The organism is Actinocorallia sp. A-T 12471, from assembly GCF_033875155.1.
Taxonomy (GTDB): Bacteria; Actinomycetota; Actinomycetes; order Streptosporangiales; family Streptosporangiaceae; genus Actinocorallia.
Genome location: NZ_JAWZTE010000019.1, coordinates 1 through 16,192, shown reverse-complemented (window position 1 = coordinate 16,192; position 16,192 = coordinate 1). Strand labels below are relative to the sequence as shown.

The following is a 16,192-nucleotide window of genomic DNA, read 5'->3' as shown; positions in this document are numbered from 1 at the left end:
CCCGACGTCGCGCCCGGCCCGGCGCGGCGTCAGGGGCGCGGGATGTTGCGGAGGTTGCTGCGCGCCATGTGCAGCATCCGCCCGACGCCGCCGTTGAGGACGAGCTTGCTCGCCGACAGCGCGAAGCCGGTCAGCTGGTCGGCGGTGATCTTGGGCGGAAGGGAGAGCGCGGCGGGGTCGGTGACGACGTCGACCAGCGCGGGGCCCGGGTGCGCGAACGCCTCGCGCAGCGCGCCCCGCACGTCGCCCGGCCGTTCCACCCGGACCCCGAACAGCCCGGCCGCGCGCGCTATCGCCGCGTAGTCCGTGTGTTGGTAGGTCGTGCCATGCGGCCGCAGTCCCGCGACCATCATCTCCAGGTCGACCATGCCGAGCGCGGAGTTGTCGAACAGCACGATCTTCACCGGAAGGTCGTGCTGCACCAGCGACAGCAGATCGCCGAGCAGCATCGACAGGCCGCCGTCGCCCGACAGCGACACCACCTGACGGCCCCGGTCCGCGCACTGCGCGCCGAGCGCGTGCGGCATCGCGTTGGCCATCGACCCGTGCGTGAACGACCCGATGACGCGGCGGCGGCCATTGGGCGTCAGATAGCGCGCGGCCCACACATTGCACATGCCGGTGTCGACGGTGAAGACGGCGTCCTCGGCCGCCTCCTCGTCGATGACCGACGCGACGTACTCGGGGTGGATGGGCATGTGGTCCTGCACGTCGCGCGTGTAGGCGTCCACCACAGAGCCGAGCGCTTCGGCGTGCTTGCGCAGCATCCCGTGCAGGAACGACGGGTCGGCCTTCTCCGCGACGCGCGGGATGAGCGCGCGCAGGGTCTCCCTGACGTCCCCCCATACGGCGAGGTCGAGCTTCGAGCGGCGGCCCAGGCGTTCCGGGCGTACGTCGACCTGCACGATGCGTACGTCGTCGGGAAGGAAGGCGTTGTAAGGGAAGTCGGTGCCCAGCAGGAGCAGAAGGTCGGCCTCGTGCATCGCCTCGTAGGCGGCCCCGTATCCGAGCAGGCCGGTCATGCCGACGTCGAACGGGTTGTCGTACTGGATCCACTCCTTGCCGCGCAGCGCGTGCGCCACCGGGGCCTTCACGCGGCGGGCGAACTCCATCACCTCCGCGTGCGCCCCGGCCGTCCCGCTTCCGCAGAACAGGGTGACGCGCCGGGCGGCGTCGACGCGTCCGGCGAGCGCGTCGAGCTCCTCGTCGGCGGGACGGATCGCGGGCCTGCGCGTCACCAGGGCGAGCTCCGCGCCCTTGGTCGGCGTGGGCTGCTCCGCGACGTCGCCGGGAAGGGCGACGACGGCCACGCCGCCCTCGCCGACCGCGTGCTGGATCGCCGTCTGCAGCACCCGCGGCATCTGCGACGGGTGCGCTATCAGCTCGCAGTAGTGGCTGCATTCGGTGAACAGCCTGTCGGGGTGGGTCTCCTGGAAGTAGCCGGTGCCGATCTCGCTGCTGGGGATCTGCGCGGCGATCGCCAGGACGGGGGCCATGCTGCGCTGCGCGTCGTACAGGCCGTTGATCAGGTGGAGGTTGCCGGGGCCGCAGCTTCCCGCGCAGGCCGTCAGCTTCCCGGTGATCTGGGCTTCGGCGCAGGCGGCGAACGCGGCGGCCTCCTCGTGCCTGACCTGGACCCACTCGATCCCGTCGGTCCTGCGGATCGCGTCGGTGATCGGGTTCAGGCTGTCGCCCACCACCCCGTAGACGCGCTCGACGCCCGCCTGGACGAGGATCGCGATGAACTGCTCGGCGACGGTCTGCCTGGCCATGCGACGTCCCCCGATCGTCAAAGCCTTCGTCGCTTTCCTGCCCTTTCGCGGCTTTCCTATGCGTGTGGGAGCGGCGACGGGCCGATCCCTGGTCGGCGTGTTTCCTGTGCCGCGTGGGGACGTCAGCGGAAGGTGATCGCGCCCGGGTAGTGGCCCGCCGCGCACACGAACCTCAGCCGCCCGGCCCGGGGAACGCCGAGGTCGACCCGCAGTTCTCCCTTTTCCGGCAGCAGCAGCGAGACGCCTCGGTCGGGGATCTCGAACGCGCGCGTGCAGCCGCGCGTCCCGTCCGTGCGCAGCACGAGGACCGTCGGCACGCCCGCGCGGGCCGCGAGCAGCGCGGGACGGTACCCGCGGTCGAGCGCGTGGACCGTGATGGTCTGGCCGCCTCCCGGCGCCTGGGCGACGAACCGCGCGTCGATCGCCTGCGGCGGCCCCTGCCCGTCGAGCCAGCCGCCGAGCCGCACCCCGCCCACGACGGTCCACCCCGCGACGACCAGCAGCGCCACGCCCAGCACACGGGCCAGCCGGCCGCGCAGCAGGCCCGCGCTGAGCCCGAGCACGCCGGTGACGGGCGCGGTGCCGAGCACGAACCCGGCCATCACCGCCGCGCCCTGGACCGCCGAGCCTGACGCGACCGCCAGCAGCTCCGCCGAGACCGTCAGCCCGCACGGCACGAACACCGTCGCCGCGCCGACCAGCCACGCGCTGCGCAGCCGCGACGGCTCCTCGCACGACCTGCGCCGCCGCACCGGCACCCCGAGGAAGTCGAGCGCGAAGTACAGCACGAGCAGCCCGGACACGACGAGCAGCACCCCGCGCACCTCTGCGCTCGGCCGCACCGCCCGCCCGACGAGCCCGAGCAGCGCCCCGAGCAGGGTGTGCACCACGAGCTTGGCCGCCAGGAACTCCCCGACATGCCGCGCAGGCGACCCGCCCTCACGCACCACCCCCGCCAACAACCCCGTGTGCAGCACCCCGCACGTGGTCACCCCCGCGAGCATCCCCGCACCCGCCCCGGTGACGAACAGGACGGCAGCGCTCACGCGCCGTATCTGCCCCGCCCCCGCCCCGCCAAGCCCAAAGCCACCCCGCTCTCACCCCCAAGCCACCCCCCGCCCGCGCGCTACGCGGGCACGGGGTTGAGGCGAGGGTGGTCAGGGCCAGGGGAAGAGGTCGGCGAGCATGCCGTCGTTGGGGGTGTGGCGGGTGGGGGCGGGGCTGTCGTAGACGACGAGGAGGGAGCCGTCCACGAGGGCGATGCCTTCGGCGTGGTCTTCGCCCTGGCCGTGGGGGAGGTCGCCCAGCCGCTCCAGGTCGGCCACGAAGGCCGGGGCCGAGGCCCTGACCGCGTCGGGCCACCGGTAGAGCCGCACGGGCCCGCTCAGCGCCATCGACGGGCCCGCCAGCACGAGCAGGTCGTCGCCCTCGGGGCACAGGTCGCGGATGCCGAGGCCGTCGAGGTCGAGGAAGTGGGAGTGGTACCGCGCGCCGTTCAGCGCGCGCAGCCGCATCCGTCCGGGGGCGGCGGGGTCGGACTCGGGCCAGATCTCCACAAGCGCCGCCCACCCGCGCAGCACGGGCCCGCGGAACCCGACGTAGATCCGGTCGCCGTGCAGGGCGACGCCCTCGACGTCCACCCCGTTGTCCTTCGACGGGATAGCGAAGAAAGGCCCGAGATGCGGGTCGTCGGCCAGCACCTCGGCGAGCGAGTCGCCGCGTCCGCCCAGCACCTCCGCGCGCCGCCCGTCGACGGCCTCGCGGACCGGCGTCGGCAGCCCGTCAGGCCCGACCTCGAGGGGGATCCGCACGAGGATGTACCGGTTCTCCTCGCGCACGAGGGTGCCGAGGCGTCTGCGGGACTTCGCGGGGGAGTGCTCGGGTTTGACGCGTTTGCGCTTCAGGCTGTGCGACCCGACCGCCCACAGCCAGCCGTCCCCGCTGGCCAGGCCCTCGAGGTCGGCCTCCTCGTCGGGCCCCGCGGGAAGTTCGACGAAGTCGGCGAGCCGGTAGGTGACCTGCCCGGAGTAGCCCGTGACGTGTCCGTCGGGGCCGCGCACCTCCGTCAGCCGCTCGATCGTCGCGGTCTCGTCGCCGGCGAGCCACAGGCAGGGGCCGTCGTGGCGCACCGCGGAAAGGTTGACATGGGTCTCGGCCGCCCGGCTCTCAGCGCCGAAGACAAGCTCGATCTGACGTGCTGCTATCACCTTGCGATGCTTCCATGCGGAAAAGTACGCGAACAACCCGTTTGGGCTATCTGCCCGCGCGTCCTTCGTCACCGAGCCGCCCCCGCAGCAGCGCCGCCTGCTCCCGCAGCTGCGCCGCCTGGCGCTCGAGCTGCCGGTTCTTGTTGTGCAGCTCCACGAACACCGAGACCTTCGCGCGCAGCACCCACGGGTCGAACGGCTTGGAGATGAAGTCCACCGCGCCCGCCTGGTAGCCGCGGAACGCGTAGTCGGGGTCGCTGTTGACCGCGGTGAGGAAGATGATCGGCACGTCGCGGGTGCGCTTGCGGCGCTTGATGTCGCGGGCGGTCTCGAACCCGTCCATCCCGGGCATCACGACGTCGAGCAGGATCACCGCGTACTCGTCGGTGAGCAGCGCCTTCAGCGCCTCCTCGCCCGATCTCGCCCGCACGAGGTCCTGGTCGAGGGACGACAGGATCGCCTCGAGCGCGATCAGGTTCTCCTCCCGGTCGTCGACCAGCAGGATCTTGACCTTCTCGTTCAAGCGGTCGGTCACTCGCTCGCCTCCGTGCGCTGGAGCCACGTGCGCATCACGCCCAGCAGATGGTCGACGTCGACGGGTTTGGGCACATAGTCCGACGCGCCGGAGGCCAGGCTGTCCTCCCGGTCCCCCTGCATCACCTTGGCGGTGATGATGACGATCGGCAAGTCGGCGAACTGCGGCATCTCCCGGATCGCGGCGGTTGTGGCATAACCATCCAGACCCGGCATCATCACGTCCATCAGCACCAACGAGACATCCGGGTTGTGCTGGAGCACGTCGATGCCCGCCTGCCCGTCCTCGGCGTACAGGACGTCCATCCCGTAGCCCTCGAGGACGCTCGTCAGCGCGAAGACGTTGCGGACGTCGTCGTCGACGATCAGCACCTTGCGGCCGGTGAGGACCACGTCGGTGTAGTCGGCCGGGGCCTCGTCGTCCGGCAGGCCGGTGAGCACGGGGATCCCGGTCGGCGCGCTCGACGTCGGCTGCGGCGCGGGCGGCAGCGGCGGCAGCGCCTCGGGGATCTGCCCGTCGAACTCCACGGGCAGGTACAGCGAGAACGTCGAGCCCTCGCCCGGCCTGCTCACCACCCGGATCTCGCCGCTGAGCAGCCGCGCGATGTTCCGGCTGATCGACAGCCCGAGTCCCGTGCCGCCGTACCTGCGGCTCGTGGTGCCGTCGGCCTGCTGGAACGCCTCGAAGATGAGCTGGAGCTTGTCCTCGCTGATGCCGATGCCGGTGTCGGAGATGCGGAACGCCACGAGCGCCTCCGCGCCCTGCAACGCAGGGGAGGCGACCTCGGACGTGTCGGCCTCCTCGATGACGAGGCTGACCTCGCCGTCCTCGGTGAACTTCACCGCGTTGGACAGCAGGTTGCGCAGCACCTGCTGGAGCCGCTGCTCGTCGGCCACCAGCATCTGCGGCGTGCCCGGGTTTATCCGGACGTCGAAGCCGAGTCCCTGGTCCACCGCCAGCGGCCGGAACGTCGCGTCCACGTACTCCACGAGCTTGCTCAGCTCGAGCGGCTGCGGATGCACGTCCATCTTGCCCGCCTCGACCTTCTCCAGGTCGAGGATGTCGTTGATGAGCTGGAGCAGGTCGGTGCCCGAGTCGTGGATCGTCCGCGCGAACTCCACCTGCTTGGCCGTCAGGTTGCCCTCGCCGTTCTCCGACAGCAGCTTGGCAAGCACCAGCAGGCTGTTCAACGGCGTGCGCAGCTCGTGGCTCATGTTCGCCAGGAACTCCGACTTGTAACGCGACGACACGGCAAGCTGCTCGGCGCGCTCCTCGAGGGTCCGGCGCGCCTGCTCGATCTCGAAGTTCTGGATCTCGATCGCGCGGTTCTGCTTGGCCAGCAGCGCCGCCTTCTCCTCGAGCTCGGTGTTGGAGCGGCGCAGCTCGGCCTGCTGGCGCTGCAGCTCGTCGGAACGCTCCTGCAGCTCGCGGGTGAGCCGCTGCGACTCCTCAAGCAGCGCCGCCGTGCGCGTCGTGGCGATGATGGCGTTGATGGTGACGCCCATCGTCTCGGTGAACTGCTCGAAGAAGTCGAGGTGGACGTCGGTGAACCCGCCGAACGTCGCGAGCTCGATCACGCCGAGCAGCTGGGTCTCGAACACCACGGGCATGACGATCACGCTCGCCGGAGGCGCGGCGCCCAGACCCGACTCGATCCGCAGGTAGCCGCGCGGCACCTTGTGCACGAGGATCGCGCGCCGCTCCTCGGCGACCTGTCCTACGAGACCTTCCCCGACCTGGAAGCGGCCGCGTCCCTCACTGCCCGAGGGAAGCCCGTACCCGGCGGTCAGCACGAGTTCGGCGTCCTTGGCCAGGTACAGCGCCCCGTACTGGGCCCCGACGGTCGGCGTCAGCTCGTTGACGATCAGCTGCGCGACCTGGAGCAGGTCGCGGTGGCCCTGCATGAGGCCCGTGATGCGGGCCAGGTTGGTCTTCAGCCAGTCCTGTTCCTTGTTGGCGCGCGTGGTCTCCCGGAGGTTCGCCACCATGAGGTTGACGTTGTCCTTCAGCTCCGCGACCTCGCCGCGCGCCGCCACGTCGATCTCGCGGGTCAGGTCGCCGCTCGCCACGCCGGACGCGACCTCGGCGATCGCGCGGACCTGGGTGGTCAGGTTGGACGCGAGCTCGTTGACGCTCTCGGTGAGCCGCTTCCACGTCCCCGACACGCCCGCGACCTCGGCCTGGCCGCCGAGCCGCCCCTCGGAGCCGACCTCACGGGCCACGCGGGTGACCTCGGACGCGAACGACGACAGCGTGTCCACCATCGTGTTGATCGTCGTCTTCAGCTCGAGGATCTCCCCGCGCGCGTCGACGTCGATCTTGCGGGTGAGGTCGCCGTGCGCGACGGCCGTGGTGACCTGGGCGATGTTGCGGACCTGGCCGGTGAGGTTCGTGGCCATGTTGTTGACGTTCTCCGTCAGGTCCTTCCAGACCCCGGAGACGCCGCGTACCTGGGCCTGTCCGCCGAGCCGTCCCTCGGTGCCGACCTCTCGGGCCACACGGGTGACCTCGTCTGCGAACGCCGAGAGCTGGTCGACCATGGTGTTCAGCGTCAGCTTGAGCTGGAGGATCTCGCCCTGGGCGTCGACGTCGATCTTGCGGGTGAGGTCGCCCTGTGCGACCGCGGTGGCGACCTGGGCGATGCTGCGGACCTGGCCCGTCAGGTTCGTCGCCATGTTGTTGACGTTCTCGGTGAGGTCCTTCCAGACCCCCGAGACGCCGCGTACGTTGGCCTGCCCGCCGAGGTTGCCTTCCGTGCCGACCTCTCGGGCCACGCGGGTGACCTCGTCCGCGAACGCCGAGAGCGTGTCCACCATGGTGTTCACGGTGTCCTTCAGCTCGAGGATCTCGCCCTGCGCGTTCACCGTGATCTTCTTGGACAGGTCGCCGTACGCGACCGCCTTGGTGACCTGGGCGATGTTGCGCACCTGGTAGGTCAGGTTCGTCGCCATGAAGTTGACGTTGTCGGTGAGGTCCTTCCACACGCCGGACACGCCGCGTACCTGAGCCTGTCCGCCCAGGTTGCCTTCGGTGCCGACTTCTCGGGCGACGCGGGTGACCTCGTCTGCGAACGCCGACAGCTGGTCGACCATCGTGTTCAGGGTGAGCTTCAGTTCCAGGATCTCGCCCTGGGCGTCTACGGTGATCTTCCGGCTCAGGTCGCCCTTGGCGACCGCCGTCGCCACGCCCGCGATCCCGCGCACCTGGCTCGTCAGGTTGGACGCCATGTTGTTGACGTTGTCGGTGAGGTCCTTCCACACGCCCGACACGCCGCGTACGTTCGCCTGCCCTCCCAGCCGACCCTCGGTGCCGACCTCTCGGGCGACGCGGGTGACCTCGTCTGCGAACGCCGAGAGCTGGTCGACCATCGTGTTGACCGTGAGCTTCAGCTCCTGCAGCTCGCCCGCCGCCTCGACCGTCACCTGACGGGTCAGGTCGCCCTTGGCGACCGCCGTCGTCACCACCGCGATGTCGCGGACCTGCGCGGTGAGGCGGCCCGCCATCGTGTTCACCGCGCTGGTGACGTCGCGCCAGCGGCCCGACATGCCGCGCAGCGACGCCTGGCCGCCCAGCCTGCCCTCGATCCCGACCTCGCGGGCCACCTGCGTGACCTCGGAGGTGAACTCGTCGAGCTGGTCCACCATCAGGTTCACCGAGCGCGCCATCCGCAGCAGCTCGCCGCGCAGCTGACGGCCGCCCCAGCGCAGCTCCACCTTCTGCGACAGGTCGCCGGCCGCGACGGCCTCCACGACCCTGGCCATCGCCGTCGACTGGCCCGTCAGGGTGTCCAGGAGAGCGTTGGTGGCGTCCACCGAGGCCGCCCACGAACCCACGCCGGGGCCTTGCGCGAGCCGCTCTTCGATGCGGCCCTCACGCGAGACCTCCTTGCGCACCCGTACCAACTCGTGGTTCTGGTGCGCGGCGCGCTCCCGGATCTGGTCGGCGAGCCGCATCCCGGCCGCGATCGCGCCCTCGGCTGCGGGCGCCGCCGCGTGCTCCCGGAAGTCCCCGTCCCGCAGCCGGGTCAGCGCGAGAAGCAACGGCTCCAGATCCGCGTCACTGTACCGGGGGCTCCGGTCGAGCCGTGAGTCCAAAGCGGTGGTCCGAGGCATAGGCTGAAGCTCCTAAGAAGTCCAGTTAGGCAGTCTGCCACTGATCGAGTCGACGACGGGACCGAACCATGACGACTTCGGCGGAACTCGCCGACCGGACCTGGCGCGGGTGGATGACCTACGTCGCCGAGGCCAGCGAACTGCTCGCCGGGACCCTCGACCCCGGCGGAATCGTCGCCCTCACGGCGCAGATCGTCGTGCCACGCCTGGCCGACTGGTGTGTCGCCTATACCACCGAAAGTACGTCCCCGGTGTACGTCTGGCATACCGACGAAGACCAGTCCGATGCCCTGAAGGAGCTCCTGGCCGCCGAAGGCCGCCCCTCGGAGGGCCCGCCCGTGCCCTGGGGGAACACGGATCTCGCCTGCACGATACCCCTGGTCGCGCGCGGCAGGACCCTCGGCGCGATCTGCGTCGGCAGGGCCGTCAAGTTCCCGCCCGACCATTACGAGCTCGCCGAGGAGATCGTCCGCAGGGCGGCCCTGTCCCTCGACAACGCGCTGCTGTACGCGGAGCAGAAGGCGACGAGCCTCGCTCTGCAGCGCAGCCTGCTGCCGCCGGAACTGCCCGATCTGCCGGGCTTCGACCTCGCCGTCGGGTACCGCCCCGCAGGGGAAGGCGCGGAAGTAGGCGGCGACTTCTACGACGTGTTCTCCTGCCCGCCCGGCCCCGACGGCGAACTGCGCTGGCGCTTCGCCATCGGCGACGTGTGCGGCACCGGCCCCGAGGCCGCCGCCGTCACCGGCCTCGCCCGCCACGCCCTGCGCATCCTCGGCGGCGAGGGAATGCCGCTGCCCGACGTCGTGGAGCGGCTCAACCAGCTGATCATCGACGAGGGCAGCCGCGGCAAGCTCCTCACCCTCCTGCACGGCGAGATCACCGAGTCAGGCGCGCTCACCCTCGTGTGCGCCGGGCACCCGCCGCCCCTGATCCTCGCCCCCGACGGCTCCATCACCGACCCGGCCACCCCGCAGCCCCTGCTCGGCGTGATAGACGACATCGAGTTCACCGCCGACGTCCTCGCGCTCAAACCCGGCCACGTGCTCTTCTCCTGCACCGACGGCGTCACCGAACGCCGCGACGGAGACGTCCTGCTGGGCGACGGAGACGGCCTGGAACGCCTCCTGGCCTCCTGCGCGGGCCTCAGCGCCGGGGCGGTCGCCGCCGCCGTCGAAAGGGCCGTGGACGGCTTCTCCTCCGAACCCGGCCACGACGATATGGCGATCGTGGTTCTGCGGGCCAACCGATGACGGGATATGTTGGTCCCGTGGGTTTGGCCTTGCAGACGACACGTACCGACGACCGGGCAGTGGTGACCGCGCGCGGCTCCATCGACCTGCACTCCTCGGAGAGCCTCCGCGGCTGCCTGGTCGAGCTCGTCGACTCCGGCCACACCGAGATCACCCTCGACCTCACCGCGGTCGACTTCTGTGACTCCTCGGGCCTGAACGTGCTGGTGCGGGCCTACAAGCACGCCCGCGCCGTCAATGCCGTGCTGACCGTCACAGGCGCTTACGGGCGCGTTGAGAACGTCCTGCGCACCACCGGCCTGGACCGCTTCCTCATCCGTCAGAGCTAGCCCGGGGAGGCGTCCTATGCCGACGACGGAGACCAGCCTCCGCGCCGCACCGAGCACCGAGGCCGTCGAACTCACCCGCCGCCTCGCGGCCCGCACCATGCGCTCGTGGAACCTGCTCAAGGCCGAGGAGGCGGTGACCGCGATCGTCGCCGAACTCGTCGCCAACGTCGTGCAGCACGCCTGCACCCCGCTCGAGCTGCGCCTCGCCCTGCTCGACGGCAGGGTGCGCATCGAGGTCCGCGACCGCGACGACCGCCTGCCGGTCCCCAGGACCGCCGACATCCTCGCCGAAGGCGGCCGCGGCATGTTCCTCGTCGAGGTCTACTCCACCCGCTGGGGGGCCGAGGGCGCGCCGGGCGGCGGCAAGGTCGTGTGGGCCGAGGTCGACGTCGAAGCCGACCCCGGCCGGCACGGCTGAGGCGTCAGCCCCGGTACATCTCCGCGACCATGAACGCCAGGTCCAGCGACTGCTGCCGGTTCAGGCGCGGGTCGCAGGCAGTCTCGTAACGCTCGTGCAGGTCGCTCTCGGCGATCTCGAACGCGCCGCCCACGCACTCGGTGACGTCGTCGCCGGTGAACTCCAGGTGGACGCCGCCCGGGTGGGTGCCCAGCGCGCGGTGCACCTCGAAGAAGCCCGCGACCTCGTCCACGACGTCGTTCAGGTGCCGCGTCTTGTGGCCGGAAGGCGCCTCGAAGGTGTTGCCGTGCATCGGGTCGCAGATCCACGCGATCGGCGCGCCGGACCTGGTGACCTTCTCCACGAGCTCGGGAAGCACCTCGCGGATCTTGCCCGCGCCCATCCGGGTGATGAACGACAGCCTGCCGGGCTCGCCGTCGGGGTTCAGCCGGTCGATCAGCGCGAGCGCGTCGTCGGCCGTGGTCGTCGGGCCGAGCTTCACGCCGATCGGGTTCTTGATGTGCCGCAGGAACTCGACGTGCGCGCCGTCGATCTGCCGGGTCCGCTCGCCGATCCACAGGTAGTGCGCGGACACGTCGTACGGGTTGCCGGTGCGCGCGTCGATCCTGGTCAGCGCCCGCTCGTAGTCCAGCAGCAGCGCCTCGTGGCTGGAGAAGAAATCGACCTCGGAGAACTCCTCGGGCTCGATCCCGCACGCCTTCATGAACGCCAGCGCCCGGTCGATCTCCGCGGCCAGCAGGTCGTACCGCCGGCCCGCCGGGCTCGCCGCCACGAAGTCCTGGTTCCAGGCGTGCACCTGCCGCAGGTCGGCGTAGCCGCCCTTGGTGAACGCGCGGGTGAGGTTCAGCGTCGTGGCCGCCGAGTAGTAGGCGCGCAGCAGCCTGCGCGCGTCGTTGCGCCGCGCCTCAGGGGTGAACTCCAGGCTGTTGACCATGTCGCCCCGGTAGGCGGGAAGCGTCACGTCGCCCCGGGTCTCGGTCGGCTTGGAGCGCGGCTTGGCGAACTGGCCGGCCATCCGGCCGATCTTCACCACCGGGACACGCCCGGCATACGTCAGGACGACCGCCATCTGGAGCAGCGTCTTGATCTTGTTGCGGACGGCGTCGGCGTTCGAGCCCTCGAAGGTCTCCGCGCAGTCACCGCCCTGGAGCACGAACGCCTCGCCCCGCGTCACCGCGGCCAGCCGCTCCTTGAGCTGGTCGCACTCGCCGGCGAACACCAGCGGCGGCTGCGCCGCGAGCTCCGCGACGACCGCGTCGAGTTCTGCCGGGTCAGCCCACTCGGGCTGCTGGAGGGCTGTCAGTTTCCGCCACGCGTCGAGGTCGGGCGTCGGGGTGCTCTGAGTGCTCACCGACACAGGTTAGATCAGGCCCGCCGTGCTCGTCACGGCGGCGCTACGCCGCTGCGGGGGTCTTGGCGTCCACATGGCGCTCCACGGTCGAGTCCAGGACGAGCTGGCGCAACCTGCGCAGCGACCTGTCGGTGATCTGCCTGACCCGGTTGTGGCTGAGCCCGTACCGCTGGCCGATCTGCGCGTACGACTGCGGCTCCCCGTTGTCCATCCCGAACCGCGCCCGCAGGATCGCCTGCTCACGCGCCGGAAGCCGTTCCAGCATCCGCGCCAGCCCCTCGAGATCGTCGGCCGCCACGACCTCCGTCTCCGGGGTGATCGCGTCGGGGTCCTGGAGCAGCGTGCCCATCGGGGTCTCGCCCTCCTCGTCGACGCTCGCGTCGAGGCTCGCCGGATCACGCCGCCAGCCGAGCAGCTCGTCCACGTGCTCGGGGCTGGTGTCCAGCGCCCCGGCGAGCTCCTCGCGGTTCGGGTCGCGGCCCAGCTCACGGCCCAGCGTCCGCTCCGCGCGGCGCAACCGCGACAGCTCCTCCTCCACGTGCACGGGCAGCCGGATGGCGCGCGCGGTGTGGCTCAGGCCCCGCCCGATCGCCTGCCTGATCCACCACGTGGCGTAGGTGGAGAACTTGTATCCGCGCTGGTAGTCGAACTTCTCCACCGCGCGCATCAACCCGAGGTTGCCCTCCTGGATGAGGTCGATCAGCGGAAGCGACTCCGTGGGGTACTTGCGCGCTATCGAGACCACAAGGCGGAGGTTCGCCTCCACGAACCGCTGCTTGGCGACGAGGCCCTGCTCGGCGATCTCCTGGAGCTCCTCCAGCACGACGCCCTCGGGCAGCGTGTCACCGTCGACGAGCACCGCGTCGACCAACTGCTGGGCGAACAAGCCTGCTTCGATGGCCTTGGCCAGTTCGACCTCCTCGACCGCGTCGAGGAGGGGGCGGCGCCCGATCCTGTCGAGGTAGGCGCCGACGAGGTCCTTGTCGGGGGTGTCCACTGTCGCGCCACGAGTTGCAGCCATCCCGGCCCTTCTCTGCTTGAGGGTTCCCTACACTGCCAACGTTAATTACGGCTCTGTGATTCCCGTTTTCGTCAGGGAATAGCCAAGTGCCGTACCGCTGCTCTACGGGGTGCCCACTGAGAGGGCCTTCCAATACCGCCCAGAACGGGAGAACCACACCATGGCGACGGTTGCGTTGACCGAGACCACCTTTGACGAGGTGGCGCAGAGCGACGGCATCGTGTTGATCGACTTCTGGGCCTCCTGGTGCGGCCCCTGTGTCCGGTTCGCCCCAGTGTACGAAAAGGTGTCCGCCAAGCACGAGGACATCACCTTCGGCAAGGTCGACACCGAGGCAGAGCAGGGCCTCGCCGCCCGCTTCGAGGTGCGGTCCATCCCCACGATCATGGCCGTGCGCGACGGCGTCATCGTCTACGCCGAGCCCGGCGCGCTCCCCGAGGACGCCCTCGAGGACATCATCCGCCAGGTGCGCGACCTCGACATGGACGACGTCAAGAAGCGCCTCGCCGAGGGCTGATCTCTCGCTGGGCCGTCCGGGCTGCGCCGTCCCGGTGGGAGAGGCGTCCGAAGGACGGCCCTAGCCTTAGGGCGTGCTGAGCGACGTCGTTGACCTTCTCGCCTGTCCGATCTGCGCGGACGGCCTCACCCTCGACGGGCCCGTGCTGCGCTGCCCGTCACGGCACTCCTTCGACGTCGCCAAGCAGGGCTACGTAAGCCTCCTGCCCGGAGGCGCCCACACCGGCACCGCCGACACCGCCGCCATGGTCGCCGCCCGCGCCGCCTTCCTGGACGCCGGCCACTACGCGCCCCTTGCCGTCGCCCTCGCCGACCTCGCCTCCGGCACCGTCCTGGACGCGGGCGCAGGCACCGGCCACTACCTCGCGGCCTGCCTACGCGCCGACTCTTCTGCCTCTTCTAGAGGATCTGTCGGGCTGGCCCTCGACCTCTCCAAACACGCGACCCGCCGAGCCGCCCGCATCCCCCGCGTGGGCGCGGTGGTAGCCGACCTGTGGAAGCCGCTCCCCATACGCGACGCCGTCGCCGACACCGTTCTCAACGTCTTCGCGCCACGGAACCCCGCCGAGTACCGCCGCGTCCTCCGCCCCGGCGGCCGCCTCCTCGTCGCCACCCCCGGCCCCGACCACCTCGCCGAACTAGTCGGTCCCCTGGGCCTCCTCTCAGTGGACCCCCACAAGGACCGCCGCCTCGCCGACTCCCTGGCGGGCGCCTTCACCCTCGCCGACGCCACCCCCCTCACCATCCCCCTGACCCTCACCCGCCCCGAGGCCGTCACCCTCATCTCCATGACCCCCAGCGCCCACCACATCCCCGAGCCCGAAATCCAAACCCGCCTCCCCTCCACCCCCACGATCACCACCACCGCCCACATCCGCCTGGCCACCTACCTCCCCACCTAACCCCACCCACCGCCGTCGTTAGGCTCCCCACGTGAGCGCGCTCCCCCTGCTCTTCCTCGACGTCGACGGCCCCCTCATCCCCTTCGGCGGCGGTCCCTATCGGACCTATCCACCGGCCACCCCCGAGGACGCGCACCCCCTGCTCGGCAGGATCGACCCCGCGCACGGGCCGCGCCTGCGCGCCCTGCCCTGCGAACTCGTCTGGGCGACCACCTGGGGACAGGACGCCAACACGACGGTGGCTCCGCGCCTCGGCCTCCCGCCACTGCCCGTCGCCGCCTGGCCCGATGATCCCGACGAGAACACCGCACTCCACTGGAAGACCCGCGCCCTCGTGGCCCGCGCGGCGGGCAGGCCCTTCGTCTGGGTGGACGACGAGATCCGCCCTCCCGACGTCGCCTGGGTGACAGACCACCACCCCGCCCCGGCTCTCCTGCACAGGGTCGACCCGCGCCGCGGCCTCGCCCAGGCCGACTACCGCGCCGTCGCCGCCTGGCTGCACGCGCTGCCGAATCCGTAGAGACGCCATGACGCATACCCCAGCGGAAGCCATGGGAGGTGTCTGAAGCTGCCGAGCGCGGTGCGGGGGGTTAGCGGGTGGTGCGGGCTAGTTCTAGGAGGAGTTGGGGGGACTCGCCGGGGGAGGCGGTGGGCGGGTGGGTGATGCGGGTGATGTCCAGGACGAAGGAGAGGGAGACTGCGCGGAGGGTGGCGTTCAGGAGGAGGCTTTGGAGGGCTTGGCCTGCTCTGAGCCAGGCGGGTGGGCCGTCCTGAGGGGTGGTGAGGATGGCGGTCTGGGGGCCGCCGCTCTGGGGGAGGAGGTGGAGGGTGGTGCCTTCCAGGCGGGCGGCTTCGGTGAGTTCCTGGAGGACGGGGAGTGGCGGGCGCTGGTCGCCGTAGGGGTGGCGGGTGGGGAGGGGTTGTAGGCTCGCGGCGTAGAGGAGGCGTTCCTCTGGGCGGGAGCGGTGGGGGCCCGTTAGGCGGACCGAGGCGAGCAGGGTCGGGTGGGTGCGGTCCGGCAGGAGGCGGACGACGGGTTCGCAGCCGACCTGCGCGGCGGACAGCCGGAGGTTGACCAGGGCGGCCCCGGCGCTGAGATGGAGGGCGCGGCCCCTGGGGTCCCCGGTCGCGGGGATGCGTGAGCGGTCGGCGTGGACCTCCACGGTTCCGGGGAGCGCGACCAGGCGGGCCCCGCGGATCTCGGGGAGCGCGGGGGCGAGCGCTCCGGCGACCACAAATCGGCTTGCGTTCCGCTCGTTGAGCGCGCCCGCGACGGCCGCCGACGGCACCGCGACCCCTCTCCCCGCGGGCGGTGGCCCACGGACCCGGATGACAGGCCCCGCGCGGACCGGCCCGCGCGAACACCGAGGTCATCGCGACTTTCCCGGCATATCCCCGGGTATTGCACCCATGGGATGGGGCAGAAGGTACAGAATCGGATGTGTCCGGCGCCACCCTCCGCCGGTTTGACCCCTCGCGAACCGGTGCGTAAGCTCAGCGAGCCGATCCGGAAAAACCTGTGCGAGCGTCAGTGCTCCCGGGTTACCCTGGTCAGGTCGGCCCGTTGCGGGGATGCAGGACGCCGAGAGGCGGCCGGCCCCGGTGGGACTCCACTTCAGCTGGAAAGCGCGAACTCTTCGTAGTTCGGGGTTACTGCTGTGTGGAAATGGGCCGAGAGCGTGAAATCAGCACGGAAAACGCGCCGGTTTGACACTCTCAAAGGGTCTGCTAAATTAAAGACATCGCAGCGAGGGAAACGCCGAAAGGCGCGAAACGAAC

General features: G+C 70.8%; 13 protein-coding genes and 1 pseudogene. 6 read left to right on the top strand and 8 right to left on the bottom strand.

Features of this window, described 5'->3' with window-relative positions; genetic code table 11:
* Positions 1–29: 29 nt before the first annotated feature.
* The 5 genes and pseudogenes from R9X44_RS33630 to R9X44_RS33610 all read right to left on the bottom strand — a co-directional run bounded on the left by R9X44_RS33630 (position 30) and on the right by R9X44_RS33610 (position 8,626).
* Positions 30–1,772 carry a pyruvate dehydrogenase gene (locus tag R9X44_RS33630; RefSeq protein WP_319818415.1) on the bottom strand — a complete coding sequence of 581 codons (1,743 nt, stop codon included), beginning with the start codon at positions 1,770–1,772 and terminating at the stop codon, positions 30–32.
* 122 nt (positions 1,773–1,894) lie between these two features.
* Positions 1,895–2,818 (bottom strand): sulfite exporter TauE/SafE family protein, encoded by a 924-nt coding sequence (locus R9X44_RS33625; RefSeq protein ID WP_319818414.1) that lies wholly within the window; start codon positions 2,816–2,818, stop codon positions 1,895–1,897.
* Between the two features lie 111 nt (positions 2,819–2,929).
* Complete coding sequence (locus tag R9X44_RS33620; protein WP_319818413.1) at positions 2,930–3,979, bottom strand: DUF3616 domain-containing protein; 1,050 nt, start codon at positions 3,977–3,979, stop codon at positions 2,930–2,932.
* 49 nt (positions 3,980–4,028) lie between these two features.
* Positions 4,029–4,502 (bottom strand): annotated as a pseudogene (locus R9X44_RS33615) (two-component system response regulator); the annotation flags it as partial.
* Between the two features lie 8 nt (positions 4,503–4,510).
* Entirely contained in the window at positions 4,511–8,626 is a 4,116-nt protein-coding gene (locus R9X44_RS33610) for a HAMP domain-containing protein (protein WP_319818412.1), read from the bottom strand.
* Positions 8,627–8,694: 68 nt separating this feature from the next.
* Here R9X44_RS33610 and R9X44_RS33605 point away from each other — a divergent pair, with 68 nt between their 5' ends.
* From R9X44_RS33605 to R9X44_RS33595, 3 genes are read left to right on the top strand one after another with little or no spacing between them, the layout of a single operon-like run.
* Positions 8,695–9,876: a GAF domain-containing SpoIIE family protein phosphatase gene (locus tag R9X44_RS33605; RefSeq protein WP_319818411.1), complete on the top strand. Its 1,182-nt coding sequence runs from the start codon at positions 8,695–8,697 to the stop codon at positions 9,874–9,876.
* Positions 9,877–9,893: 17 nt separating this feature from the next.
* Positions 9,894–10,205 (top strand): STAS domain-containing protein, encoded by a 312-nt coding sequence (locus R9X44_RS33600; RefSeq protein WP_319818410.1) that lies wholly within the window; start codon positions 9,894–9,896, stop codon positions 10,203–10,205.
* Positions 10,206–10,221: 16 nt separating this feature from the next.
* Positions 10,222–10,623 carry an ATP-binding protein gene (locus R9X44_RS33595; RefSeq protein WP_319818409.1) on the top strand — a complete coding sequence of 134 codons (402 nt, stop codon included), beginning with the start codon at positions 10,222–10,224 and terminating at the stop codon, positions 10,621–10,623.
* 4 nt (positions 10,624–10,627) lie between these two features.
* On the opposite strand, the gene R9X44_RS33590 is transcribed toward R9X44_RS33595, so the two are convergent.
* On the bottom strand, positions 10,628–11,974 hold the full coding sequence (locus R9X44_RS33590; RefSeq protein ID WP_319818408.1) for a class II 3-deoxy-7-phosphoheptulonate synthase: 1,347 nt from the start codon (positions 11,972–11,974) through the stop codon (positions 10,628–10,630).
* Between the two features lie 43 nt (positions 11,975–12,017).
* The gene (locus R9X44_RS33585; RefSeq protein WP_319818407.1) at positions 12,018–12,995 is read right to left on the bottom strand and encodes an RNA polymerase sigma factor RpoD/SigA; all 978 of its coding nucleotides are present in this window, start codon (positions 12,993–12,995) and stop codon (positions 12,018–12,020) included.
* 109 nt (positions 12,996–13,104) lie between these two features.
* Between R9X44_RS33585 and trxA the strand changes: the two genes are divergently transcribed.
* From trxA to R9X44_RS33570, 3 genes are all read left to right on the top strand, one after another.
* On the top strand, positions 13,105–13,512 hold the full coding sequence (gene trxA, locus R9X44_RS33580; protein WP_413775004.1) for a thioredoxin: 408 nt from the start codon (positions 13,105–13,107) through the stop codon (positions 13,510–13,512).
* A gap of 73 nt (positions 13,513–13,585) precedes the next feature.
* Positions 13,586–14,413 carry a putative RNA methyltransferase gene (locus tag R9X44_RS33575; RefSeq protein WP_319818405.1) on the top strand — a complete coding sequence of 276 codons (828 nt, stop codon included), beginning with the start codon at positions 13,586–13,588 and terminating at the stop codon, positions 14,411–14,413.
* Between the two features lie 31 nt (positions 14,414–14,444).
* Positions 14,445–14,933, top strand: a complete 489-nt coding sequence (locus tag R9X44_RS33570; protein ID WP_319818404.1) for an HAD domain-containing protein — start codon at positions 14,445–14,447, stop codon at positions 14,931–14,933.
* Between the two features lie 70 nt (positions 14,934–15,003).
* On the opposite strand, the gene R9X44_RS33565 is transcribed toward R9X44_RS33570, so the two are convergent.
* Positions 15,004–15,702: a hypothetical protein gene (locus tag R9X44_RS33565; RefSeq protein ID WP_319818403.1), complete on the bottom strand. Its 699-nt coding sequence runs from the start codon at positions 15,700–15,702 to the stop codon at positions 15,004–15,006.
* Positions 15,703–16,192 lie beyond the last annotated feature (490 nt).

Coding starts and splice junctions, on each gene's coding strand:
- R9X44_RS33585 (WP_319818407.1), bottom strand. CDS start 12,995: ATGGCTGCAACTCGTGGCGCGACAGTGGACACCCCCGACAAGGACCTC.
- R9X44_RS33595 (WP_319818409.1), top strand. CDS start 10,222: ATGCCGACGACGGAGACCAGCCTCCGCGCCGCACCGAGCACCGAGGCC.
- R9X44_RS33610 (WP_319818412.1), bottom strand. CDS start 8,626: ATGCCTCGGACCACCGCTTTGGACTCACGGCTCGACCGGAGCCCCCGG.
- R9X44_RS33605 (WP_319818411.1), top strand. CDS start 8,695: ATGACGACTTCGGCGGAACTCGCCGACCGGACCTGGCGCGGGTGGATG.
- R9X44_RS33630 (WP_319818415.1), bottom strand. CDS start 1,772: ATGGCCAGGCAGACCGTCGCCGAGCAGTTCATCGCGATCCTCGTCCAG.